This is a genomic window from Phenylobacterium sp., assembly GCF_013822795.1.
Taxonomy (GTDB): Bacteria; Pseudomonadota; Alphaproteobacteria; order Caulobacterales; family Caulobacteraceae; genus Phenylobacterium.
Window position 1 is genome coordinate 48,192 of sequence record NZ_PNLB01000023.1, and the last position, 22,443, is coordinate 70,634.

Annotated in this window: 24 protein-coding genes and 1 riboswitch; of the genes, 13 read left to right on the plus strand and 11 right to left on the minus strand. The window is 67.5% G+C overall.

Annotation, left to right across the window (positions count from 1 at the left end; translation table 11 throughout):
• Positions 1-46: 46 nt before the first annotated feature.
• Positions 47-2,692: a TonB-dependent receptor gene (locus C0481_RS18900; protein WP_293406724.1), complete on the minus strand. Its 2,646-nt coding sequence runs from the start codon at positions 2,690-2,692 to the stop codon at positions 47-49.
• A gap of 250 nt (positions 2,693-2,942) precedes the next feature.
• On the opposite strand from C0481_RS18900, the gene C0481_RS18905 reads away from it, so the two are divergent.
• From C0481_RS18905 to C0481_RS18925, 5 genes are all read left to right on the plus strand, one after another.
• On the plus strand, positions 2,943-3,680 hold the full coding sequence (locus C0481_RS18905; protein ID WP_293406726.1) for a GntR family transcriptional regulator: 738 nt from the start codon (positions 2,943-2,945) through the stop codon (positions 3,678-3,680).
• A 70-nt stretch (positions 3,681-3,750) separates the two neighbouring features.
• Positions 3,751-4,746 (plus strand): SIS domain-containing protein, encoded by a 996-nt coding sequence (locus C0481_RS18910; RefSeq protein ID WP_293406801.1) that lies wholly within the window; start codon positions 3,751-3,753, stop codon positions 4,744-4,746.
• Positions 4,746-5,864, plus strand: coding sequence for an N-acetylglucosamine-6-phosphate deacetylase (gene nagA / locus C0481_RS18915; RefSeq protein WP_293406728.1), 1,119 nt, complete (start codon positions 4,746-4,748; stop codon positions 5,862-5,864). The genes C0481_RS18910 and nagA overlap by 1 nt, the downstream gene beginning before the upstream one ends.
• A 37-nt stretch (positions 5,865-5,901) precedes the next feature.
• A complete protein-coding gene (locus tag C0481_RS18920) occupies positions 5,902-6,807 on the plus strand; it encodes a siderophore-interacting protein (protein ID WP_293406730.1) in 906 nt (301 codons plus the stop codon).
• 42 nt (positions 6,808-6,849) lie between these two features.
• Entirely contained in the window at positions 6,850-8,340 is a 1,491-nt protein-coding gene (locus C0481_RS18925) for a hypothetical protein (RefSeq protein ID WP_293406732.1), read from the plus strand.
• A 7-nt stretch (positions 8,341-8,347) separates the two neighbouring features.
• On the opposite strand, the gene C0481_RS18930 is transcribed toward C0481_RS18925, so the two are convergent.
• From C0481_RS18930 to C0481_RS18965, 8 genes are all read right to left on the minus strand, one after another.
• Positions 8,348-9,382 (minus strand): low specificity L-threonine aldolase, encoded by a 1,035-nt coding sequence (locus C0481_RS18930; protein ID WP_293406734.1) that lies wholly within the window; start codon positions 9,380-9,382, stop codon positions 8,348-8,350.
• Positions 9,383-9,434: 52 nt separating this feature from the next.
• A riboswitch (SAM-I-IV-variant riboswitch) is annotated at positions 9,435-9,542 on the minus strand.
• A gap of 69 nt (positions 9,543-9,611) precedes the next feature.
• Entirely contained in the window at positions 9,612-9,809 is a 198-nt protein-coding gene (locus C0481_RS18935; RefSeq protein WP_293406736.1) for an SHOCT domain-containing protein, read from the minus strand.
• Between the two features lie 89 nt (positions 9,810-9,898).
• Positions 9,899-11,200 carry an O-acetylhomoserine aminocarboxypropyltransferase gene (locus tag C0481_RS18940; protein ID WP_293406738.1) on the minus strand — a complete coding sequence of 434 codons (1,302 nt, stop codon included), beginning with the start codon at positions 11,198-11,200 and terminating at the stop codon, positions 9,899-9,901.
• Between the two features lie 76 nt (positions 11,201-11,276).
• Positions 11,277-11,654, minus strand: a complete 378-nt coding sequence (locus C0481_RS18945; protein ID WP_293406740.1) for a Rieske (2Fe-2S) protein — start codon at positions 11,652-11,654, stop codon at positions 11,277-11,279.
• Positions 11,651-12,946 carry a fumarylacetoacetase gene (gene fahA / locus C0481_RS18950; RefSeq protein ID WP_293406741.1) on the minus strand — a complete coding sequence of 432 codons (1,296 nt, stop codon included), beginning with the start codon at positions 12,944-12,946 and terminating at the stop codon, positions 11,651-11,653. The genes C0481_RS18945 and fahA overlap by 4 nt, the downstream gene beginning before the upstream one ends.
• 12 nt (positions 12,947-12,958) lie before the next feature.
• Positions 12,959-14,254 carry a homogentisate 1,2-dioxygenase gene (gene hmgA / locus C0481_RS18955; protein ID WP_293406742.1) on the minus strand — a complete coding sequence of 432 codons (1,296 nt, stop codon included), beginning with the start codon at positions 14,252-14,254 and terminating at the stop codon, positions 12,959-12,961.
• Positions 14,255-14,367: 113 nt separating this feature from the next.
• Complete coding sequence (gene hppD, locus C0481_RS18960) at positions 14,368-15,438, minus strand: 4-hydroxyphenylpyruvate dioxygenase (protein ID WP_293406743.1); 1,071 nt, start codon at positions 15,436-15,438, stop codon at positions 14,368-14,370.
• 1 nt (position 15,439) lies between these two features.
• Positions 15,440-16,639: an amino acid aminotransferase gene (locus tag C0481_RS18965; protein ID WP_293406744.1), complete on the minus strand. Its 1,200-nt coding sequence runs from the start codon at positions 16,637-16,639 to the stop codon at positions 15,440-15,442.
• 113 nt (positions 16,640-16,752) lie between these two features.
• Between C0481_RS18965 and C0481_RS18970 the strand changes: the two genes are divergently transcribed.
• The 6 genes from C0481_RS18970 to C0481_RS18995 all read left to right on the plus strand — a co-directional run bounded on the left by C0481_RS18970 (position 16,753) and on the right by C0481_RS18995 (position 19,625).
• Positions 16,753-17,223 carry an Lrp/AsnC family transcriptional regulator gene (locus tag C0481_RS18970; protein WP_293406745.1) on the plus strand — a complete coding sequence of 157 codons (471 nt, stop codon included), beginning with the start codon at positions 16,753-16,755 and terminating at the stop codon, positions 17,221-17,223.
• A 57-nt stretch (positions 17,224-17,280) separates the two neighbouring features.
• A complete protein-coding gene (locus C0481_RS18975; RefSeq protein WP_293406746.1) occupies positions 17,281-18,150 on the plus strand; it encodes an alpha/beta fold hydrolase in 870 nt (289 codons plus the stop codon).
• 77 nt (positions 18,151-18,227) lie between these two features.
• Positions 18,228-18,551 carry a metalloregulator ArsR/SmtB family transcription factor gene (locus C0481_RS18980; RefSeq protein WP_293406747.1) on the plus strand — a complete coding sequence of 108 codons (324 nt, stop codon included), beginning with the start codon at positions 18,228-18,230 and terminating at the stop codon, positions 18,549-18,551.
• Positions 18,548-18,958, plus strand: a complete 411-nt coding sequence (locus tag C0481_RS18985; RefSeq protein ID WP_293406748.1) for an SRPBCC domain-containing protein — start codon at positions 18,548-18,550, stop codon at positions 18,956-18,958. The genes C0481_RS18980 and C0481_RS18985 overlap by 4 nt, the downstream gene beginning before the upstream one ends.
• 18 nt (positions 18,959-18,976) lie before the next feature.
• Positions 18,977-19,219 (plus strand): hypothetical protein, encoded by a 243-nt coding sequence (locus C0481_RS18990; RefSeq protein WP_293406749.1) that lies wholly within the window; start codon positions 18,977-18,979, stop codon positions 19,217-19,219.
• Positions 19,206-19,625 carry a DUF1801 domain-containing protein gene (locus C0481_RS18995; protein WP_293406750.1) on the plus strand — a complete coding sequence of 140 codons (420 nt, stop codon included), beginning with the start codon at positions 19,206-19,208 and terminating at the stop codon, positions 19,623-19,625. The genes C0481_RS18990 and C0481_RS18995 overlap by 14 nt, the downstream gene beginning before the upstream one ends.
• A gap of 7 nt (positions 19,626-19,632) precedes the next feature.
• On the opposite strand, the gene C0481_RS19000 is transcribed toward C0481_RS18995, so the two are convergent.
• Positions 19,633-19,992 (minus strand): hypothetical protein, encoded by a 360-nt coding sequence (locus tag C0481_RS19000; RefSeq protein ID WP_293406751.1) that lies wholly within the window; start codon positions 19,990-19,992, stop codon positions 19,633-19,635.
• Positions 19,993-20,182: 190 nt separating this feature from the next.
• Between C0481_RS19000 and C0481_RS19005 the strand changes: the two genes are divergently transcribed.
• Positions 20,183-21,202, plus strand: coding sequence for a methyltransferase (locus C0481_RS19005; protein ID WP_293406753.1), 1,020 nt, complete (start codon positions 20,183-20,185; stop codon positions 21,200-21,202).
• Between the two features lie 3 nt (positions 21,203-21,205).
• Here C0481_RS19005 and C0481_RS19010 read toward each other — a convergent pair whose 3' ends face one another.
• On the minus strand, positions 21,206-21,661 hold the full coding sequence (locus C0481_RS19010) for a GFA family protein (protein WP_293406755.1): 456 nt from the start codon (positions 21,659-21,661) through the stop codon (positions 21,206-21,208).
• A 135-nt stretch (positions 21,662-21,796) separates the two neighbouring features.
• Between C0481_RS19010 and C0481_RS19015 the strand changes: the two genes are divergently transcribed.
• Complete coding sequence (locus C0481_RS19015) at positions 21,797-22,441, plus strand: heme-binding beta-barrel domain-containing protein (RefSeq protein WP_293406757.1); 645 nt, start codon at positions 21,797-21,799, stop codon at positions 22,439-22,441.
• The last annotated feature ends 2 nt before the right edge of the window (positions 22,442-22,443 follow it).

The following is a 22,443-nucleotide window of genomic DNA, read 5'->3' on the forward strand; positions in this document are numbered from 1 at the left end:
AGGAGCTGAGCTGCTTCCACGTTGGGACTTCGCGCTCTCGCGCGGATCAGAAGCTCAGGCTGACTGTCGCCATGTACTTGCGGCCGGTGCGGTACGAGGCGCGCGGCATCGCCTCGACGTTGGCGTAGGCGTAGTACTCGGAGTCGGTGAGGTTCATCCCGGCCAGGGTCAGGCTGACATTGTCGGTGAAGTTGTAGGTTCCCGAGATGTCGAGGTTGTCCGAGTCCTTGACGTACATGTTGTCGCCGCGGTCGACGCCGGTGAAGTACTCCGAACGCCAGGTGTAGGTCGCGCGCAGCTGGATCGGACCATTCTCGTAGAACGGGCTGACGTTGATCTGATGCTTGGAGTTGAAGGGCAGGTCCTGCCCTTCGCTGCCATTGCCGTCAGCATAGGTGTAGTTGGCCAGCAGGCCGAAGCCGTAGGCGTAGTTCTGCTGATAAGCGATCGACACGCCCTTGATGTCGGCCGTGCCGGCGTTGTGCGGACGGCTGATCTGGTAAGTCGTGACCCGGCCCTGCGACTGGTTGAAGTACTGCTCCGGCGCGGTCTGCTGCAGGATGTAGTTGCTGATGTCCTTGTAGAAGAACTCCACCGCCACGATCGCCTGCGGCTGGAAGTACCACTCGGCCGACATGTTGAAGTTGCTGGACTTATAGGGGTCGAGGTTCGGGTTGCCGCCCGAACCGATCAGGATGCCGTCCGACAGCTGGAAGAAGTTGGTCATGTCGGCGTAGTTCGGCCGCGCGATCACCTGGGCGGCGGCGAAGCGCAGCAGCAGGTCTTCGCGGACGCTGTAGACCAGGTTCACGCTCGGCAGGAAGTTGTCGTAGCTCTTCTGCGAGGACTTCCAGGTCCAGTCCGCCGGGGCCGAGCAGGCCGAGCCCGGGTTGCAGACGTAACCGGCGCTGTCGACGTCGGTGTAGACGTAGCGGACCCCGAAGTTCCCGCGCAGCTCGCCGGAGTCGATCTCAGCCTGGGCGTAGAGGGCGTTGATGTCCTCCTGGATCGCCCAGTTGCCGGCGGTGAATTCAGGCGCCGCGAAGATCGAGGGCGTCGGCATCGCGCGTCCAGGCGCCAGCCACGTCCCGCCTTCGACGTAGCTGACCATCGCCCCGCCATCGATGCGGAAGCGGTTCTTCATCTGCTGGTTGGAGTTGAAGCCGTCGAGATAGTTGCCCGGCGCCTGAGACGGATTGAACAGGCTGGCCGGGGCCGAGACGCCGGTCACGGCGATGCCGGCGTACTGCTGGGTCGTCTCGTGGCGGCGGAACTTGTAGCCGACCTGAACGCGCTTGATGACGCCGTCGAGGTCATAGCCGAAGTCGGCCTGGGCGTACTTTTCTTCGTCGGTGGTCGGCTTTTCGACCAGGTTGCCGCTCCAGCCCGGATCGGTGGCGAAGGCGGCCGGATTGCCCTGGACGTTGGTGGCGTAGGTCAGCTGGCCGGGCACGCCGCTGATGTCGACGGTGTAGTCGGCCCAGTTGAGGAACTCGAGGAACACCTGCTTCTTGGTGCCGCCGTCGGCCTTGGAGAACCCGGCCGCGCCCGACAGATCCCAACCGTCGCCCTGATACTTCCCACGGAAGTCATAGGTGTCGGAGTTCATCTCGGCTTCGCGGGACTGGACGTCCAGCACGCTCAGCGCGTTCTTGAAGCTGGCGGAGGTGACGATGCCGTTGTTCACGGTCAGACCGGTCAGCGCGCCCAGGCTGTTCCAGGTGTTGCCCTGGAAGGCGTACATCGACTGGTTCAGGTTGTCGTAGTTCGCCTGGATCTTGAGCCAGTTGAACTCCAGTTCAACTTCCTCGGTCGGGCGGAACTGCAGCGACGCAGTGTAGCTGGTGCGATCGCGCTCCTGCTCGAAGAACGAGGTGCCGAAGGCGTTGGGGCTGCGGGCGTTGAGGTTGGCGCCCAGCGTCGAGGCGCACGTGCCGGTGCAGCCGAAGTTGCGCGAGTCGACCGGGTTGTCGGCGTTGCCGCCGGCCCAGTTGCTGGCGGCCATGGTGCCGTAGGTCTCGATGCCGTCGCGGCGCAGCTGGTCGGTGGCCTTCTGGACCGAGAGCGCGATGCCGAAGGTTTCGGCCTCGTTCTTCCAGCTGCCCATCAGGGCGCCCTGCAGGTCGCCCTCTTCCGAGCGGTCGTTGTAGAGGTAGCCGATCGAGCCGGCGGCCAGCATCGGCTTCAGGTCGAGCGGGCGACGGGTGACGACGTTGACCGTGCCGCCGATGCTGCCTTCGTCGATGCGCGCTTCCGGCGACTTGTAGATGTCGACGCGGCCGACGATCTGCGGCGCCAGCAGGGCGTAGTTGAAGGTCCGGCCCGGCGAGTCGAGGATGAACCAGTCGGCGGATGCGACGGTCTGGCCGTTGAGCAGGGTGCGGTTCAGCGCCGGGTCGGTGCCCAGGATGCTGACCTTTTCGCCCTGGCCGAACTGGCGGTCGACGGTGACGCCGGGCACCATGGTCAGGGCTTCGGCGACGTTGGTGTTCGGGAACTTGCCGACGTCTTCGGCGGTGACCGAGTCGACGATGGCGTCGGCCGCGCGCTTGGTCTCCAGCGACTGCTGCAGCGAGGCGCGGATGCCGGTGACGACCAGCTCGTCGACCTGGGTGTCCTGCGCGAAGGCCGGCCCTGCGACCGCGACAGCCAACAGGCTCGCAGAGGCGATCAAAATGGATTTGCGATGCATTTTCACTCGGCTTCTCCCCTAAATCCGGGTCTCCCCCCGGAGCCGATGCGAGCCCAATGTGATACCAATTCTTCGCAAACATCTGCGAAGACCGGCGTTACATCGACTTGCGGAGCCGATCTGTGCGCAGTTTCACAAAATTGACAAGCCCAAAAAGAGACCAATTGCACACTTGGCACATATTGGTATCTAAATGGTCTCAAGACACGTCGGCGGGATATCGGCCGGCGATCGACGCGGAGCGACGCCTTTGACCTTTTCCGAGCGCATCGGCCAGTTGGACGCCAAGGACCACGCGCCGCTCTACCGCCAGCTTCAGAAGGTGCTGCGCGACGCGATCGCCAACCACATCCTCGGTCCCGACGACGCCCTGCCGGCCGAACGCGACTTCGCCGAGGAACTGGGCGTGTCGAGAATCACCGTGCGCAAGGCGCTGGACGGGCTGGTCAGCGAGGGGCTCCTCGTCCGTCGCCAGGGCGCGGGCACCTTCGTCGCTGCGCGAGTCGAGAAGAACTTCTCCAAGCTGTCGTCGTTCACCGAGGACATGATCGCCCGTGGCCGCATCCCGCACTCGGCCTGGCTGTCGCGCACCGAAGGCCTGGTGACGCCGGAAGAGTCGCTGACGCTCGGCCTGTCGCCCGGCGCGCCGGTCTACCGCTTCAACCGCATCCGTTTCGCCGACGGGGCGCCGATGGCGCTGGAGTACTCGACGCTGGCGGCCTTCTGCATGCCGAGCCCCGAGTTCGTGGAAACCTCGCTCTACGAGGCGCTGGAAAAGACCGGCCACCGCCCGGTCCGGGCCCTGCAGAGGCTGCGGGCCGTTCTCTTCACCGACGAGCAGGCCGAACTGCTGGGCGTGGCGCCGCGCGACGCCGGCCTGCTGATCGAGCGCCGCGGGTTCCTGAAGGACGGGCGCGCGGTCGAAGTCACCCAGTCCTATTATCGCGGCGACGCCTACGACTTCGTCGCCGAACTCAACGCTCTTTGAGACAAGACCCGTGGCCCGGAGAAAACGCGTGACCCTGAAGCCGCCTGCCCTGCGCCCTGAGGCTACGCGCATGTTCCAGGAGGCGGCCGAAGCGCCCGCAGTCGTGGCCCGGATGCTGGCCGCCAACCGCGAGGCCGCGATAGCGCTGGGCGCCGAGCTGCGCGCCGATCCGCCCAAGGCCGTGGTCACCTGCGCGCGCGGCTCGTCCGACCACGCGGCGACCTACGCGAAGTACCTGATCGAGACCGGCACGGGGGTCGTCACCTCGTCGGCGGCGCTGTCGGTCAGCTCGGTCTATGCGGCCGAGCCCAAGCTGGACGGCATGCTCTACCTGGCCATCTCGCAGTCGGGAAAAAGCCCGGACCTGCTGGCCGCGGTCGAGGCCGCCAAACAGGGCGGCGCGCGCACCGTGGCGCTGGTCAATGACGAGACCTCGCCCCTGGCCAAGCTCGTCGACCGGGTGCTGCCGCTGCACGCCGGCCCTGAGGTCAGCGTCGCGGCCACCAAGTCCTACATCGCCGCCCTGGCCGGCATCGCCCAGCTGGCCGCCGCCTGGACGCAGGACGCGGCGCTCGACAAGGGCCTGAACGACCTTCCGGCGATTCTGGAGAAGGCCTGGCCGCTCGACTGGAGCCCCGCCGCCGAGCGCCTGAAGAGCGCCCGCAACCTCTACGTCCTGGCCCGCGGCGTGGGTTTCGGCGTCGCCCAGGAGGCGGCGCTCAAGTTCAAGGAGACCTGCGGCCTGCATGCTGAGGCGTTCAGCGCCGCCGAGGTGCTGCACGGCCCGATGGCGCTGGTGAAGCAAGGCTTCCCGGTGCTGGTCTTCGCCCAAGACGATCAGAGCCAGGAGAGCGTCGTAGCTCTGGCCAAGGATCTGGCCGCACGCGGCGCCGATGTGATGCTGGCCGGCGGCGGCGGCGATCTGCCGACCCTGAGCGCCCATCCGGCGCTGGAACCGATCGTCCGGGTGCAGGGCTTCTACCGCATGGCCAACCAGCTCTCGATCCTGCGCGGCCATGATCCCGACCGGCCCCCGCACCTCAACAAGGTGACCGAGACCGTCTGATGAGCACCGCGTTCGTGAACGGCCAGGTGCTGACCGAGCAAGGCCTAGTGACCACCAGCCTCGTCATCGACGGCGAGCGCATCGTCGCGCTGGGGCAGACGGCGGCCGACCGCACCATCGACCTCGAGGGCGGCTATCTGCTGCCCGGCTTCATCGACACCCAGGTCAACGGCGGCGGCGGGGTGCTGTTCAACGACTCCCCGACCCTGGAAGCCATCGCCACCATCGGCGCGGCGCACCGGGCCTATGGCACCACCGGCTTCCTGCCGACCCTGATCAGCGACGACCTCTCGACCGTCGCCAAGGCCATCGCCGCGGTCGACGCCGCCATCGAGGCCGGCGTGCCCGGCGTGCTGGGCATCCATATCGAAGGCCCGTTCCTCAGCGAGCAGCGCAAGGGCGTGCACGACGCCTCAAAGTTCCGCACCCTAGACGAGGCGGCGCTGGAGCTGCTGACCTCGGCCAAGCACGGCCGGACGCTGGTGACCCTGGCGCCGGAAACCACGACGCCGGAAATGATCGCCCGCCTGGCGAAGGCCGGCGTCACCGTTGCGGCCGGGCACACCAACGCCACCTATGAGCGGCTGATCGAGGCGCTGGGCGCTGGGGTCAGCGGCTTTACGCATCTGTTCAACGCCATGTCGCCGCTGGCGAGCCGCGCGCCGGGCGTGGTCGGGGCGGCGCTAGAGCATCAGGACAGCTGGTGCGGCATCATCGCCGATGGTCGGCACATCCACCCGGCGGTGCTGCGCATCGCCTTCGCCGCCAAGCGCCATGACCGCTTCATGCTGGTCACCGACGCCATGCCCAGTGTCGGCATGGTCGACAAGAGCTTCACCATCCAGGGCCGCCCGATCCGCGTCGTCGACGGCGTCTGCGTCGACGAGAACGGCACGCTGGCCGGCTCCGACCTCGATATGGCCAAAGCGGTGGCCAATGCGGTGCGAATGGCGGGCCTGAGCCTCGAAGACGCCGCGCGCATGGCTTCGACGGCCCCGGCAGCGTTCCTGGGGCTCAAGCGCGACTACGGCGTCATCACGCCCGGGGCGCGCGCTGACCTGGTGCTGCTGGACCAGGACCTGAACGCGCGGAGCACCTGGATCGGCGGGGCCGAATGATATTGCGAGTCGTTCGCAATCATGATGTGGTGAGCGCATGCCGCAGCATGCCTCCCCGCCTGCCTCGCCCTACCGGTTGTTCGACGTCGCGCTGAAGGACAAGACGCCGCTGTCGGCGCATCTCTGGCGCTTCACCTTCGAGGGTCCGGAAGTCGGCCAAATGGCGACCCTGGCGCCTGACCAGCGCATCAAGATCTTCTTCCCGGACCCCCAGGGCCGCCCCCCGGCCATGGCCATCACCCCGGACTGGTACGCCCGCTACAAGAAGCAGGACGTCGAAACCCGTCCGCCGATGCGCACCTATACGATCCGCGCCCTGCGCGCGGCCGCCGGCGAGGTCGACGTCGACTTCGTGCTGCACGGCGAGACCGGCCCGGCCTCGACCTGGGCGACGCGGGCCCAGCCGGGCGAGCGCCTGCAGCTCATGGCCCCCAACGCCGCCTTCGAAGGCGACGGCGGCGGCTATGAGTGGAAGCCGCCGCGAGGCCTGCAGCGCCTGCTGCTGATCGCCGACGAAACCGCCCTGCCGGCGGTCGCCGGCATCCTCGAGGAGTTGGCCGCCCTGCCCGCGCCGCCGGAAACGCAGCTGTTCATCGAAGTCCCCGACCAGGACGACGAGATCCCGTTGGCCACGTGGCCGGGCCTCGCAGCCGAGTGGATGGCGCGCAATCTCGGCGCCCCTGGCGCCCTGATGATCGCCGCCGCCCAGCGCGCCGTCGTGCCCAGCGCGGCTCGCGCCGCCCCCGCGCTAGCCGAGGTTGACGTCGACGAGGGGATCTTGTGGGACGTTTCGGCCGCGGGGGACGCCGGCTTCTATGGCTGGGTCGCTGGCGAGGCGGCCGCCGTGCTCGCCATCCGCCGCCTGCTGATCACCGAGCGCAAGGTCGACAAGGCTTCGCTCAACCTGATGGGCTATTGGCGCGAAGGGCGCGTGCTGGACTAGCCCCTCGCGCAGACACACGCATCACATGTATGAATCGGCTCGATGCAACACATACGAGCGATTCTCGTACGGCAATCGACGCTGGCCGCGGTCATCGCGGTCGCGCTTGCTGCAGCCGTCGTGATCGCGGCGAACGGCGCGGTGTTCCCGCTCGATGACGCTTACATCACGCTGCACAACGCCCGCGCGCTGCTGAGCGGCCAGGACGAGAACTATGGCGTGTCGCCACTGATCGGCGCGACCAGTCCGATTCATCTGGCGCTGACCGCAGCCGCGCTGCTGGCCACCCCGCAGCCGGCCTTGGCGGCGCTGGCCGTGAATACTCTGGGCGCCATCGTCTACTTGCTCGGCGCCGCCGCGCTGGCCGACCAGCGTGGGCTGGGGCCCTGGCGCAAGGCGGCGGTGCTGATCATCGCCGCGGGCAGCGGCTATAGCGCCTTCCACCTGTTCAACGGCCTGGAGACATCCTGGGCCATGGCCGGCGTCGTGTGGGCGCTGGCGCTGGCCGGACGACCGCGCCTCGGGCCGGCGCTGCCGATCCTCTGCGGCCTGTTGCCATTTCTGCGTCCCGAACTGGCGGCGCTGTCAGGCTTGCTGCTGGCGCACCAGGGGGTGCGCAGGTGGAAAAGCGGCCACTCGCGCTGGCCTACGGCCTTCGCCCTCGATCTGGCGCTCAGCGCCGCCGCTGCGGCCCCCTGGATAGCCTGGATGCTGGCCGAAACCGGAGCATTGTCGCCCGCGACCGGGGCCGCCAAGCGGGCCTTCTTCGCCGAGTCAGGACTTTCGACGCCCCGAAAGCTCGCCGTCGCGTCCCTGGCCATGGCGCTTGGTCTCGGCGCGCTGCTGCCGGCGCTGGCGATGGCGCCGCGCAGCGCGCTGACCCTCGCCTGCTGGGGCTTCGCGCTCGCCTTCTTCTTCGCGTTCGCGGCGACCTTGCCGGGCGGCCTCTTCCACAACCACTACCGCTATGTGTACGTGCTGCTGCCGGTCTGCATCTGGGCGCTCTGCCAGACCGACAATAGGCGCCTGCTGACCATCGCACTGGTCATCTGCCTGGCCGCAGCGGTCGTTTCGACGACGCGCGCGGTGGCAGCCTATGGCGACGGCCAGGAAGTAACCCGCCAACACCTTGGCCTGGCGCGCTGGGCTCAAGCCAACCTGCCGGCCGACGCCCGTATTCTGGTGCATGACGCCGGCGTCCCCGCCTACGCGACGAACCGGCGCTTGATCGATCTCGTCGGGCTGAAGACGCCGCCCAGCATGCAGGCGCATCTGCGGCTGACTGAACCCTCGCGTGGCGACCAGCGCGGCGAAGCCATCGACGCCATCGCCCGAAACGCACGGCCCAGCCATGTGATCATCTTGCACGACACCCCTCTCTTTTGGGGCAAGATCGCCAGCAACCTGCGTGACCACGGCTGGACGCTCTCTCCGATAGGCCCGGCCACTCCGACCTATCGGCTGTACGCACTCGACCGGCCACCTCCTTCGACTGCCGAACGCGGTCCGCTGCGACTTCGTCCGGCAGACTGAAGCTGGCCTACGCGCTGAACACCGCCTCCATATCGGCGGCCAGGGCGTCGACCCGGCCCATGTCGGCGTCCCAAGAGAACATGAACCGGGCTCCGCCGCCGATGAAGGTGTAGAAGCGCCAGCCCTTGGCGCGCAGGGCCTCCAATCGGTCCTCGGGCGCGGCCACGAAGACGGCGTTGGCCTGGACCGGGAACATCAGCGACGCGCCCGGCAGGCCGGCGATCCGATCAGCCAGTCGCTGCGCACAAGCATTGGCGTGCGCGGCGTTGGACAGCCAGGCGCCGCCTTCCAGCATGCCGATCCACGGCGCGGCCAGGAACCGCATCTTCGAGGCCAGCTGCCCGGCCTGCTTGCAGCGATAGTCGAAGTCCTCGGCCAGGGCGTGGTCGAAGAACAGGATCGCTTCCCCCACCGCCATGCCGTTCTTGGTGCCGCCGAAACAGAGCACGTCGACGCCGACCTTCCAGGTGATGTCGGCCGGATCGCAACCCAGGTGCGCACAGGCGTTGGCGAACCGCGCGCCGTCCATGTGCAGGCGCAGGCCCAGTTCGCGGCAGACCGCCGAGATCGCGGCCACTTCACCTGGCGAATAGACCTGTCCGGTCTCGGTCGGTTGGGTGATCGTGACCACCCGCGGCTTGGGATAGTGGATGTCGCTGCGCTTGCCGGCGATCTCGCGAATGGCGGCCGGCGTCAGTTTGCCGTCGGGACTGGGCGCGACCAGCAGCTTGGAGCCGTTGGAGAAGAACTCCGGCGCGCCGCATTCGTCGGTCTCGACGTGGGCCGTCTCGGCGCAGATGACGCTGTGATAGGACTGGCAGAGCGCGGCCAGGGCCATGGAATTGGCCGCCGTGCCGTTGAAGGCGAAGAACACCTCGCAATCGGTGGCGAACAGGGCGCGAAAGGCGTCGGCCGCGGCCTGGGTCCACGGATCCTCGCCATAGGCCGGCGCGTGGCCGCGATTGGCGGCGTCCATGGCCGCCCAGGCCTGCGGACAAATGCCGGCGTAGTTGTCGCTGGCGAACTGCTGGATGTTGGACATGCGCCCCTCGAAAATGCGGTTTGCGCATCTGGAGGCTGAATGACGCTGAGGCTTCGTCCCGTTTGGTTGCCGGACCGGCCACATCCCTCCTTGCGGAGGCGCCACCTTGCTCGGGAGCAGGTTGGCGTTTGAGCGTCGGCTCAAACTCTTGATGCTATTGCCTGCTGGGTAGCGGGGATTGGCGCAGGGGGCAAGGGGAGCATCCCCCTCGCCTCTCCAAGAAGACAGTCTACTTCCGCAGGATGTCCTTCCGCTTGCGCTCGTACTCGGACTTGCTGATCACGCCCTGATCGTAGGCGGCTTTCAGGTCGATCAGCTGCTGGCCGGTCGTGGCGGTGTCGACCTGGGTTGTCGCGGTGCTGCCGCAGGCGGCGAGCGGCGCGGCGGCGAGGCTGAGAACGAGGGCGGCGGCAAGCGTACGGGTCATAAGCATCCTACTGGTCTGAAGCCCCCGCCCCATTTTGGCTCGGAGCGCTGGGCGCGCGCAACCCTGCGTCGCGCGCGCCGGGGACCAGGTCAGAGGCCGGCGAAGGCCTGTTCGAGGTCGGCGATCAGGTCGGCGACGTTCTCGATGCCGACCGACAGACGGATGACGTCCGGGCCGGCGCCGGCGGCGACCTGGTTCTTCTCGTCCAGCTGGCGATGGGTGGTCGAGGCCGGATGGATGATCAGGCTGCGCGTGTCGCCGAGGTTGGCCAGGTGCGAGAACAGCTTCACGCCGCCGACCAGCTTGATGCCGGCCTGATAGCCGCCCTTGAGCCCGAACGAGAACACCGAGCCGGCGCCGTTCGGCGTATAGCGTTTAGCCAGCGCATTGTACGGATTGCCGTCGAGGCCGGCATAGGAGACCCACGCCACCTTGTCGTTGGCTTCCAGCCACTTGGCGACCGCCAGGGCGTTGTCGGCATGGCGCTGCATGCGCAGCGGCAGGGTTTCGATGCCAGTCAGGATCATGAAGGCGTTAAACGGCGAGATCGACGGGCCAAGGTCACGCAGGCCGAGCGCGCGGCAGGCGACGATGAAGGCGGCCGGACCGAACGCCTCGGTGAACACCTTGCCATGGTAGCTGGGGTTGGGCTGCGAGAGGTAGCCGAACTTGTCGCTGGCCGCCCAGTCGAAGCGGCCGGAGTCGATGATCGCGCCGCCCATCGAATTGCCGTGGCCGCCGAGGAACTTGGTCAGCGAGTGGACGATGATGTCCGCGCCGTGCTCGAACGGCCGGCAGAGGTAGGGCGTGGCCAGGGTGTTGTCGACGACCAGCGGCACGCCGGCGTCATGGGCGACTTTGGCGATGGCGGCGATGTCGGTGATCACGCCGCCCGGGTTGGCGATCGACTCGACGAAGACGGCGCGGGTCTTGTCGTTGATGGCCGCCGCGTAGTCGGCCGGGTTGTCGCTGTCGATGAAGGTGGTCTCCCAGCCCATCCGCTTGAAGGACTGGCCGAGCTGGTTGATCGAGCCGCCGTACAGCTTGCGCGACGCGACGATGTTGCAGCCGGGCTCCATCAGCGAATGGAAAGCCAGGAACTGGGCGGCGTGGCCGCTGCCGACGGCCAGGGCCGCGACGCCGCCTTCCAGGTCGGCGAGGCGCGCTTCCAGCACGCCGGTCGTGGGGTTGCCCAGGCGAGTGTAGATGTTCCCCGGCGCTTCGAGATTGAAGAGATTGGCCGCATGATCGGCGTCGTCGAAGACGAAGGCCGTCGTCTGGTAGATCGGGGTGATCCTGGCCTTGGTCGTCGGGTCGGGCGCAGCGCCGGCGTGAATGGCGCGGGTCTCGAAGTTCTGGGTCATGCGGGCGTCCTCTACGTCTCGTTGCATGCGACCTAGCCCGCCGGATGCGGCGTGGTCCAGCCTGGGAGACTACGGAGCACCCTCAGAATTGCTGCGCGAAGGCTTAGGCGGTGAGAATCCAGCCGTCGACCAGCACCACCGGCCACGTGCGCAAGGCCGCCCCGGCGCACGGCCCGCCGACGCAATCGCCGGTGTCGATGTCGAATAGCGCCCCATGCCAGGAGCAGGCGATTAGGTCGCCGGCCGGCGTCAGGTAGTCGTCGAGCTTCTGGGCCAGCGGCAGACCGGCGTGGGGGCAGCGATCGACATAGCCCCTCACCTCTTCGCCGCGGCGAACCACGAAGCCGTGGAAGAAGCCCTCGCCGATCTGCAGCACGAAATTGCGCGCCGCGCCGTCGGCGATGAGCTCCAGCGGGCCGAGCTTCACCCCGGCCGGCGTGGAGAACAGACGCGCCGGCAGTTGGGGCGCCTCCTCGCTCACCCTGCAACCGTTCCGGTGCAGGGGCCAAAGCCGATGGCGACATAGCCGTCGGCGCGAGCATGGCCGGCGATCGCGAGTTCGTCGCCGTCCTGTAGGAAGGCGCGGGTCTCGCCGCCCGGCAGGGTGATCGGCTGGGCGCCGCCGCGGGTCAGCTCCAGCAGGCTGCCAAGGCCGCTGTCGTCGGGCGTCGAGATGGTGCCGGTGCCGAGCAGATCGCCGGAATTGAGGTCGCAACCGCCGACGGTGTGGTGGGTCACCATCTGGGCGGCCGTCCAGTAGAGGTGGCGCGCGGCGCTGGCCGAGATGCGGACGGGGGCAAGCCCCTGCGCGCGCATCTGCGCGGTCGACAGGAAGACTTCGAGGTCCAGTGCGTAGGCGCCCGACGCCTGGTCGGCGTCGTCGCTCAGATAGGCCATTGGCGCCGGGTCGCCCTCGGGCCGCGCCGGCTGGGCGATGCGGAACGGGGCCAGAGCCTCGCTGGTGACGATCCACGGCGAGATCGTGGTCATGAAGTTCTTGGCCAGGAAAGGACCGAGCGGCTGGTATTCCCAAGCCTGGAGGTCACGAGCCGACCAGTCGTTGAGCAGGCAGAGGCCGGCGATGTGCGCGGACGCCTGACCGATCGGGATCGGCTCGCCGAGCGCGTTGCCCTGGCCGATCCAGACGCCGAGCTCCAGCTCCAGGTCGAGGCGGGCGGAGGGACCGAAGGTCGGCGCCTCGGCGTCGGGGGCCTTCTTCTGGCCGCTGGGACGGCGGACCTGCGCGCCCGAGACGCGGATCGACGAGGCCCGGCCGTGGTAGCCGATCGGGACGTGCTTGTAGTTGGGCAGCAGCGGGTTGTCGGGGCGGAACTGCCGGCCGACGTTCAGGGCGTGGTGAATGCCCGCGTAGAAGTCGGTGTAGTCGCCGACGGCGGCGGGCAGATACAGGGTGCAGGCCGACGCCGGATAGAGCCAGGTCTCGACCTCGGCGCGGTCAGGCGCACCCTTGGCCAGCAGCTCAGACAAGCGCCGGCGCAGGGCGCGACGGGCCGAGGGCGCAAGGCCCAGCAATGGATTGAGCGTGGCGCCGGCGCCGGCCTCGGCGGCGGCCTTGGCCTCGCCGCTCAGCAGGGCCGAGCGCGCCGCCAGCGACAGGTCGAGGATCAGGTCGCCGATGGCGACGCCGCCACGCGGCGCGCCGCCATTGGGCGAGAAGACGCCCAGCGGCAAGTTCTGGATCGGGAAGTCGGCATGGCCATTGGCGCTGGCGACCCAGCTGGAACGCGCCGGGTCGTGGGTCTCGTCGATCATGTGCCGCTTAACTCAGGAAGAGGGAACTTGGGCCTTGGCGAAGCCGGTCCAGCAGTCGTCGTAGTCGAGCTGATGAAGCGGGGTTTCGACGGCGAACTTCGTGGGCCGGATCACCCAGCGGCTCTCGAACATGAAGGCCATGGTGTTCTCGATCTTGTGCGGCGCGAGATTGGAGGCTACCGCCTTCTCGTAGCTCTCGCGGTCGGGGCCATGGCCGCTCATGCAGTTGTGCAGGGAGGCCCCGCCGGGGGCGAAGCCGCCAGCCTTGGCGTCATAGGCGCCGTGGATCAGGCCCATGAACTCGCTCATCACGTTGCGGTGGAACCACGGCGGGCGGAACGTGTGCTCGGCCACCATCCAGCGCGGCGGGAAGATCACGAAGTCGCAGTTGGCGGTGCCGGCGATCTCGGACGGCGAGGTCAGCACCGTGAAGATCGACGGGTCGGGGTGGTCGTAGCTGACGGTGTTGATGGTGTTGAAGCGGTCCAGGTCGTACTTGCAAGGCGCGAGCGTGCCGTGCCAGGCGACGACGTCGAGGGGGCTGTGATCGAGCGTGGTCGTCCACAGCGCGCCCTGGAATTTCTGAACGACTTCCGTGGGTTCGTCGCGATCTTCAAACCAGGCTGTCGGGTGGAGAAAGTCGCGAGCGTTGGCCAGGCCGTTGGCTCCGATGGGGCCAAGTTCAGGCAAGCGGAACGACGCGCCGTAGTTCTCGCAGACGTAGCCACGCGCGGAGGGACCGGTCAGCTCGACCCGGAAGCGCACGCCGCGCGGGATCAGCGCGATCTCGCCCGGCTTCAGTTCCAGGCGGCCGAGTTCCGTGGCGATCAACAACTCGCCGTCCTGCGGCACGATCAGCAGCTCGCCGTCGGCGTCGTGGAACACCTTGCCCTGCATCGAGCGGTTGGCCGCGTAGAGGTGGATGGCGATGCCGGCCGAGGTCCCGACGTCGCCGTTGCCGGCGTAGGTGACCAGTCCGTCAACGAAGTCGGTCGGCGCGCTCGGGATCGGCAGCGGGTCCCAGCGCAGGCGGTTGGGGCTGGGCGGGGTCTCGTCGAACGGGCCAGAGCGCAGCAGCTTGCCGCCGACATAGGGCGCGAACGGCGGATGGCTGGCGGTGGGGCGCAGGCGGTAGAGCCATGAGCGCTTGTTCTCGTGGCGCGGCGCGGTGAAGGCGCTGCCCGACAACTGCTCGGCGAACAGGCCGAACGGCGTCTTCTGCGGCGAGTTCTGCCCGACGGGCAGAGCGCCGGCGACAGCTTCGGTTTCGAAGCTTCCCCCGAAGCCGGACATGTAGTTCAGCGGCATGGTTTTCTCCACGGCCGGTTTCCCCCTCAAACCCTAGGTGTCATCCCAGCTGAAGCGAAGCGGTCCCGATCTTCGGCCTGCGGCCGAAACCGGGATGACACCGCTTGGCTTGCCTAGGCCGCGTCGACCTTGATGACGCCGCGGCGGATCTGGTCGAGCTCGATGGACTCGAACAGCGCCTGGAAGTTGCCATTGCCGAAGCCCTCATTGCCCTTGCGCTGGATGATCTCGAAGAAGATCGGGCCGAACAGGTTCTCGGTGAAGATCTGCAGCAGGATGCCTTCGTCGCCGACATTGCCGTCGATGAGGATGCGGTTCTTGCGCAGGCGCTCGAGGTCCTCGCCGTGGCCGGGGACGCGCTTGTTCACCAGTTCGTAGTAGGTCTCGATGGTGTCCTGAAGGTTCACGCCGCGGGCGCGCAGAGCTTCGACCGTCTCGAAGATGTTGTCGGTGGTGAAGGCCAGGTGCTGAATGCCCTCGCCATTGTACTCGCGGATGAACTCTTCGATCTGGGATTTGTCGTCCTGGCTTTCGTTCAGCGGGATGCGGATGGCCTTGTCGGGCGCGATCATCGCCTGGCTGAACAGGCCGGTCGCCTGGCCCTTGATGTCGAAGTACTTCTGCTCTTCGAAGCCGAAAATCTGATTGTAGAAGCTCGACCAGGTGCGCATCTGGCCCCGCTTGACGTTGTGGGTCAGGTGGTCGAGCAGGTCGAGGCCGACGGCGTTCTTGGCCTCGGCTTCGGCCGCGCCGGGAATTTGCTCCCAAGCGTCGTAGATCGTGCCCTTGTCGCCAAAACGGTCGACCAGATAGAGCAGCGAGCCGCCGATCCCTTCCAGCACGTAGGCGTCCGAGAGCGCCGAGGCCGAGGCGTCGGCCGGTTTGGCGCCGCGCGAGACGGCCAGCTCATAGGCGGCCTTGGCGTCGGCGACGCGGAACGCCATGCCGTTGGCCGACGGGCCGTGGGCGGCGCGGAAGTCGGCGGACTGGCCGGCGGGCTCCTGGTTGACCAGCAGGTTGGTGCGGCCCTGCTTGTAGCGGACGATCGCCTTGGTCGGGTGCTTCGAATAGGCGGTGAAGCCGAGCTGCTCGATCAGCGCGGCCATCTTGGCCGGATCGGGGCTGGTGAATTCGACGAACTCGAAGCCGTCGAGGCCGATGGGGTTTTCCGGGGTCACGGTCATATCAGGCGGCTCCCTTAAGGCAGGCGTCGAGCGCCTGCACGAATGGCTGGACGGTGTCGGCCGTGAGGCCGGCGATGTTGATGCGGCCGGAACCGGCCATGTAGACGGCGTGATCGCGGCGCATGGACTCGACCTGGGCCGGGCTCAGCGGCAGCAGGGCGAAGAGGCCGTGCTGGTCGCGCAGCGGCTCCAGGCGCGGATCTGCCTCGGCCAGCGCAGCGCGCACCTGGATCAAACGCGTGCGCATGGCGTCCAGTTCGGCGCGCCACTGGGCGGTCATGGCCGCGTCTTGCAGGATCACGCGGACGGCGGCGGCGCCGTGATCCGGCGGCATCGACCAGGCGCAGCGCGCCAGTTGCAGGATGTTGGAGCGGACCACGTCCTCATGGCCGCGGGCGCGGACGAACAGGGCGCCGGTGCGCTCGCGGTAGAGGCCGAAATTCTTGTCACAGGAATAGGCGACGATGGCGGCGTCGGCGCTCGCCATCACCAGCCGCATGCCGGCGGCGTCCTCGTCGAGGCCGGCGCCCAGGCCCTGATAAGCCAGGTCGATGAGCGGGACCGCGCCGCGCGCGCTGAGCAGCGCCGCGACCTGCGCCCACTGTTCCAGTGACAGGTCCGCACCGGTCGGGTTGTGGCAGGCGCCATGCAGCAGCACGAGATCGCCGGCCTCGACCTTGGCCAGAGCGGCCATCATCTCGTCGAAGCAGATGCGCTGGGTCGCCGCATCAAAGTAGCGGAAGGTCTCCACCGCCATCCCCGCCTGGCGGAAGATCGGCGCGTGGATCGGCCAGGAAGGCGTGCCCATCCAGATGCGCGCGCCGGGCGTGCCGGCGTTGGCCAGTTCGGCCGCTAGTCGCAGAGCGCCGGTGCCGCCCGGGGTTTGGACCGCGAACAGCCCCTCGCCCGCCGAGCCGTCGCCGAACACCACCGGAGCGATGGCTTCCAGAAAGCCGAAGTCGCCTTCCGGGCCGAGATAGGCCTTGGTGGGCTGCGTCTCGAGCAGCACCTGCTCGGCCGCCTTCATGGCGCCGAACACCGGCGTGTCGCCGGCCGCGTCGCGATAAACGCCGACCCCGAGGTCCAGCTTCTGCGCGCGCGGATCGTTCTTGTAGAGCGCGATGAGGGAGAGCAGCGGATCGGGCGCCTGGGCCTTCAACCCGGCGAAAAGCGAACGCGTGGGAGCGATCACGTCGGTCATGCAGCTTCCTCCTCAACTGAGAAGAAAGTTACGCGCAGGCCGCGATGAACGGCTTTCAATCTCGCGGCGTTTTGGCGATCTTCTGACGAGACGTTTCACCAATGGGCCATGTCATGAAAGAGACGCATCAACTCGACGAGATCGACCGGAAACTGCTTCGCGCCCTGCAGGCCGACGCCGCGCAGAGTCACGCCGTGTTGGCCGAGCAGGTCGGCGCGTCGCCTGCCTCGTGCTGGCGCAGGATCAAGGCGCTGGAGGCGGCCGGCGTGCTGCGCGATGCGGTTCGGCTGGTCGACCCCGAACGGGTCGGCCGCGGCGTGAACGTGATGTGCCAGTTGCGCATGAAGTCCCACGCGACAGCGCAGCGTCAGGAGTTCGAATCCTTCCTCCGCACGCGTCCGGAGATCATGGAATGCCACTCAATGTCCGGCGAATGGGACTATCTGATGCGCGTAGTCGTCTCCGACGTGGCGGGCTACGAGCGGTTCCTGATGGGCGTCATCCTAAACCATCCGAATGTCGCGACCGCCGCCTCCCACTTCGCGCTCAGCCAGGTGAAGTACACCACCGCCATGCCGATCTGAGGCCGATGACAACCACCCGTTGACGCGCTTAGTCTCTAGCCGCCGGGGGAATTGCGAATGAAGAACCTGCTGCTGACGATCGCGCTGTTGGCGCCCGCCTCGATCAGCGCCGCGCAGGCCCCTCCGCCGCGGGCGGTGATCGCCGATCCGGTACCCGACAAGGACTTCCCAGCCCACCTGCTGCAGACCCGCTATCACACGGCCGGCGTCGACGTGCCCGCACGGTGGTTCATTGCTGCGGGCGAAGGACCGCACCCGACCGTGCTGCTGCTGCATGGATTTCCAGGCACCGAACTGAACCTCGACCTAGCGCGGTCGATCCAGCGCGCGGGCTGGAACGTCATGGCGATCCACTATCGCGGAGTGTGGGGCGCGCCCGGCCAGTTCAGCTTCGGCAATACGATCGAAGACGCCCGCGCCGCCCTGACCTGGCTGCGCCACCCATCCAACAGCGACAAGGTCGACGCCAGCCGACTGGTGGTGCTGGGCCACAGCATGGGCGGGTTCGACACCGTGATGCTGGGCGACGAGCCTGTGGCGGGCTTCGTGGTCATTTCGGCCGCGGACCTGGGCGGGCTGGCGACCGGGCTCGACACCCCAACCGGCATGGCCGATGCGATCATGGGCCTGACGGACGATGCGCGCTTCACCAACGCCAGCCCCGCGGCCCTGGTCGACGAGGTGCAGGCCAACGCCCAGGCCTGGGATTGGCGCGCCAACGCCGCGGAGATGGCCGGACGGCCGGCGCTGATCATCAGCTCGGACGATGGCAACGAGCCCGCAGACCAAGCCGTCGCCGACGCCATTGAGGCGGCCGGCGGCCCCAAACCAGAGCGCGTCCGGTTTCCGACCGACCATAGCTACAACGACCACCGCATCGCCTTGCAGGCGGCTGTGGTCGATTGGCTGCAGACCACCTTTCGATAACGTCGATCGCAAGCGGTTGACGAACCCATAACCCATTGGCTATAGATAAATTCATAGCCATTGAGTTATTAATCCGGATGCAAGACGCCCAGGACCTCATCTTCAGAACGCTTGCCGACCCTACCCGCCGTGCGATCTTCGAACGGCTGTGCCGCGACGGGGAGCAAACGGTCGGAGCGCTGACAGCGCAGGCGGGGGTGTCGCAGCCGGCGGTCTCCAAGCACCTGGCGGCCCTGAAGCTGGCCGGGCTGGTTCGCGACCGTCCCGAGGGCCGGCAGACGCACTATCGCGCCCAGATCGGAGCTCTGGCCCCGCTGATCGACTGGACCCGGGAGATGAACGATTTCTGGGAAAGCCGGTTCGATCAACTCGAAGACCTGCTCAGGAGGATGGACCAGTGAGCGCTACCACGACCGAAACCCGTACCGTCGTCGTCGAACGCGAGATCCCCTTCGCGCCCGAAAGGATCTGGCGCGCACTGACCCAACCGCACCTGATCGCCGAGTGGCTGATGAAGAACGATTTCAGGCCGGCGGTCGGACACGGCTTCAGCTTCAGCGCCGAATGGGGCGCGGTGAACTGCGAGGTCCTAGCCGTCGAACCCCCGACCTCGCTTTCCTACACCTGGACGGGCATGGGCCTGGAAAGCGTTGTCACCTGGACACTCACGCCGACCGCGGCCGGCACGCGGCTGCGCATGGAACAGTCGGGCTTCGGGCCTGAGCAGGAAATGGCCTTCCGTGGCGCGAGCGCCGGCTGGCCGCGGTTCTTCGCGGCGCTGGAAGACGTGCTGGCCCGAGCCGATTGACGCCGAATGGAGATGTCCATGAACTGGAACAAATGGATCCGCGCGGTCCACCGCTGGGTGTCGCTCGCCTTTACGGCCGCCGTCGTGCTGAACGTCGTCGCCATGCTGCAGCAATCGTCGGCGACCTGGATCGGCCTCCTGGCGCTGGCGCCGCTGGCCCTCCTGCTGCCGACTGGACTCTACCTTTTCCTGCTGCCCTATGTCGCCAAATGGCGGGCGGCGCGGGGCGGCGACCTGGGCGATGCACGTGACCTCGCCTAATCCGCCAAAGCTGCTCTCGGGCGGCAACCCGCAAATCCCCAAGGGCGACGGCGACGGCCCGGTGCAGGCCTATATCGCTGCGATGCCTGGCTGGAAGCGCGATCTCGGCCGCCGGCTCGACGACCTGGTCATGCGGAGCGTGCCGACGGCGCGCAAGGGCGTGCGCTGGAACTCGCCATTCTATGGATCACAGACTGGCGGCTGGTTCGTGTCCTTCCACGTCCTGACCAAGTACGTGAAGGTCACCTTCTTTGACGGGCTGTCGCTGACGCCGATCCCGCCGGGCGGGACGGCGAAGAGCGGCCAAGCGCGCTGGATCGACATCTATGAAGGCGACGAGTTGGGCGAGGTGCAAATGAGCGACTGGATTCGCCAGGCCGCCGCCCTGCCCGGCTGGACGCCCTAGTCGCCGTCTAGGGCGTGGGAACCTTGGGCGCGCGCCAGCCGCCTTCCGATTGAACGGGCGCCTTGCGCGGCTCCCACGGATCGGTGACGCGGCCCCAGGCCTCGCGGCGCAGCATCGGGGAGTTGCGGATCATACTGTCGGGGGGCGTGATGCCGCGGCCGTGGCCATCGGACGTGCCCCACCGCTTCGGATCGGTGGAGGTCGTCCGCGCACCCCCCTCGCCGTCAGGGCGGCGCTCGGTGACATGACCGTCGATCTCCTTGCAACGCCAGCCACCGTCGATCGTCGTCGTGCACTTGGGCGACTCCGCTCCGGCCGGCGCGGCGAGCAACAGAGCCGCAGACGTCGCGATCAGAATTGCGCGCATGTCGTCACTCCATCAAGGCAATCAGGACGCCACGCCTGGTAGAATAGTAACTCGCTGGCGGCGTGTTGGTCATCTCACATTCTGGATCACGGCGCCGATCCGCTGAACACGCTCGATGGCCCGCCCTTGACGACCCGCCCTGCGAGGCGGACCGTCCGCCCGGGCGCGGGGCTGGCCAGGGAGGCTGGACATGGACGATGCGCGCCCGATCACGCCCGAGGCGATCATGCAGCTAGGTTGGGGCTTCTGGGGCTCCAAGACGCTGCTCAGCGCCGTAGAGCTGGGCGTATTCACTGAGCTGGGAAATGGGCCATTGGGCCTGGAGGCGCTGACCTCACGATTATCGCTGCACCCAAGGTCGGCGCGCGACTTCTTCGACGCCTTGGTGGCGCTGGGCGTCCTGGCGCGCGACGGCAGCGTCTACGCCAATACGCCCGAGACCGCGCTCTTCCTCGATCGCAACAAACCGACTTATGTCGGCGGCATCTTGGAGATGGCCAACAAACGCCTCTACCGGTTCTGGGACGGACTGACCGAGGCGCTGCGGACCGGCCTGCCGCAGAACGAGGCCAAGGACGGGGGCGAGGACCTGTTCGGCGTCATCTACGCCGATCCGGTGATCCTGGAGAGCTTCCTGCGCGGCATGACCGGCGTCAGCCTGCCGGCGGCGCAGGCGATGGCGGCGCTGTTTCCGTGGAACGAGGTCAAGTCGTTGGTCGACGTCGGCTGCGCCCAGGGCGGAGCAACGGCCACTATCGCCCTGGCGCACCCGCACCTGGCCGCGACCGGCTTCGACCTGGCCGTCGTGCAGCCGGTGTTCGACGCCTATGTGAAGGAGAAGGGGCTGGCGGACCGGGTGCGTTTCGCAGCCGGCGACTTCTTCGCAGGCTCCCTGCCCTCGGCTGACGTCATCATCATGGGTCACATCCTCCATGACTGGAACCTGGCCCAGAAGCGCGAACTTCTCGCCAAGGCTTACGCCGCCTTGCCCGACGGCGGCCGGCTGATCGTCTACGACGCCATCATCGACGACGCGCGGCGACAGAACGCCTTTGGGCTGCTGATGAGCCTGAACATGCTGATCGAGACCAACGGCGGCTTCGACTACACCGGCGCCGACTGCATCGGCTGGATGAAGGAAGCCGGGTTCAGAGAGGCCGTGGTCCAGCCTTTGGCCGGACCGGACTCGATGGTGATCGGAACAAAGTAGCGGTCAGCCGCCGGCGCGGCCCGCGGCGAAGGCCTTCATCATCGGAGCGTAGACCTCTACTGGCGGGAAGCCCTCAAAGCTCTCCACGGCCGGAGTGACCGCCCAGGGCAATTTCTCGGCGGTCATGGTCTCCATGTAGGGATCAAGACCGCTCGGATCGTCCAGCAGCGTCGTGCGGACATTGACCAGATGCTCGGCTCCGTCAGGGCGAGTGAACATCCAGCTTTTGCAGTGCGGGCAGAAGAAATGCCGGGTTGCACCGTGCAGACCGCCGATCACCGGCTCGCCCTCCGTGACGGCAAAGCCTGCGGCCGGCGTCAGCACGCTGAGCGAGAAGGCGCTGGCGGTCATCTTCTGACAGCCGGTGCAATGGCAGGCCATGGTGATCAACGGCGGCGCGGAGATCCGAAACCGCACCTGGCCGCAGCGGCAGCCACCATCCCGCGTGAACTCGCCCATGAACCGCTCTCCAACCCCGCTTCCGATATCCGCCTTATGCCAGCTCTTCAGGGCCGCACCAATGCGGCCGAGCTTGACCGTCGCGGGGGCGGCTTGGCATTGGCAAGAGTGCAACACAGACGCGAGGAGGCGCCCGTGAACCCGTTCCCCGACGATATCTTCACCGAGCCGGAGGACGTGGATCCGGACGGCCTGGCGAACCTGGGACCGCTGCGGCGGCTGGCCGGGGTATGGGAAGGCCGCAAAGGCGTCGACGTGAACCCCAAGGCCGACGGCCCCGAACAGCGGGAATACGTCGAGCGCATCGTCATGCGGCCGATCGATCCGCAGGCCAACGGTCCGCAGCTGTTCTATGGCTTGCGCTACCACGTCCGCGTCATTGCGGTGGGCGAAGAGACCACGTTCCACGACCAGGTGGGGTACTGGCTCTATGAACCGGCGACCGGGCTGATCCTGCAGTCGTTGGCGATCCCGCGAGGCCAGACGGCGCTGGCAGGCGGCGCGGCGACGGACACTGGGATCGTCGTCAAGGCGACGCGTGGCGACACCCAGCATGGCATCAGCTCGACAGCGTTCCTCGAGCACGCGTTCCGCACCGACAGTTATCAGCTGGAGATCACCTTCCACGACGATGACAGCTGGAGCTATGTGTCCGACACCATGCTGGCGGTGCGTGGCCAAGAGGGGCTCTTCCAGCATCGCGACCGCAACACCCTGACCAGGGTCGCCGAGCCGATGGGAAACCCGCTGATGCGACGTGAGAGCGGGCTGGACCTCTAGTC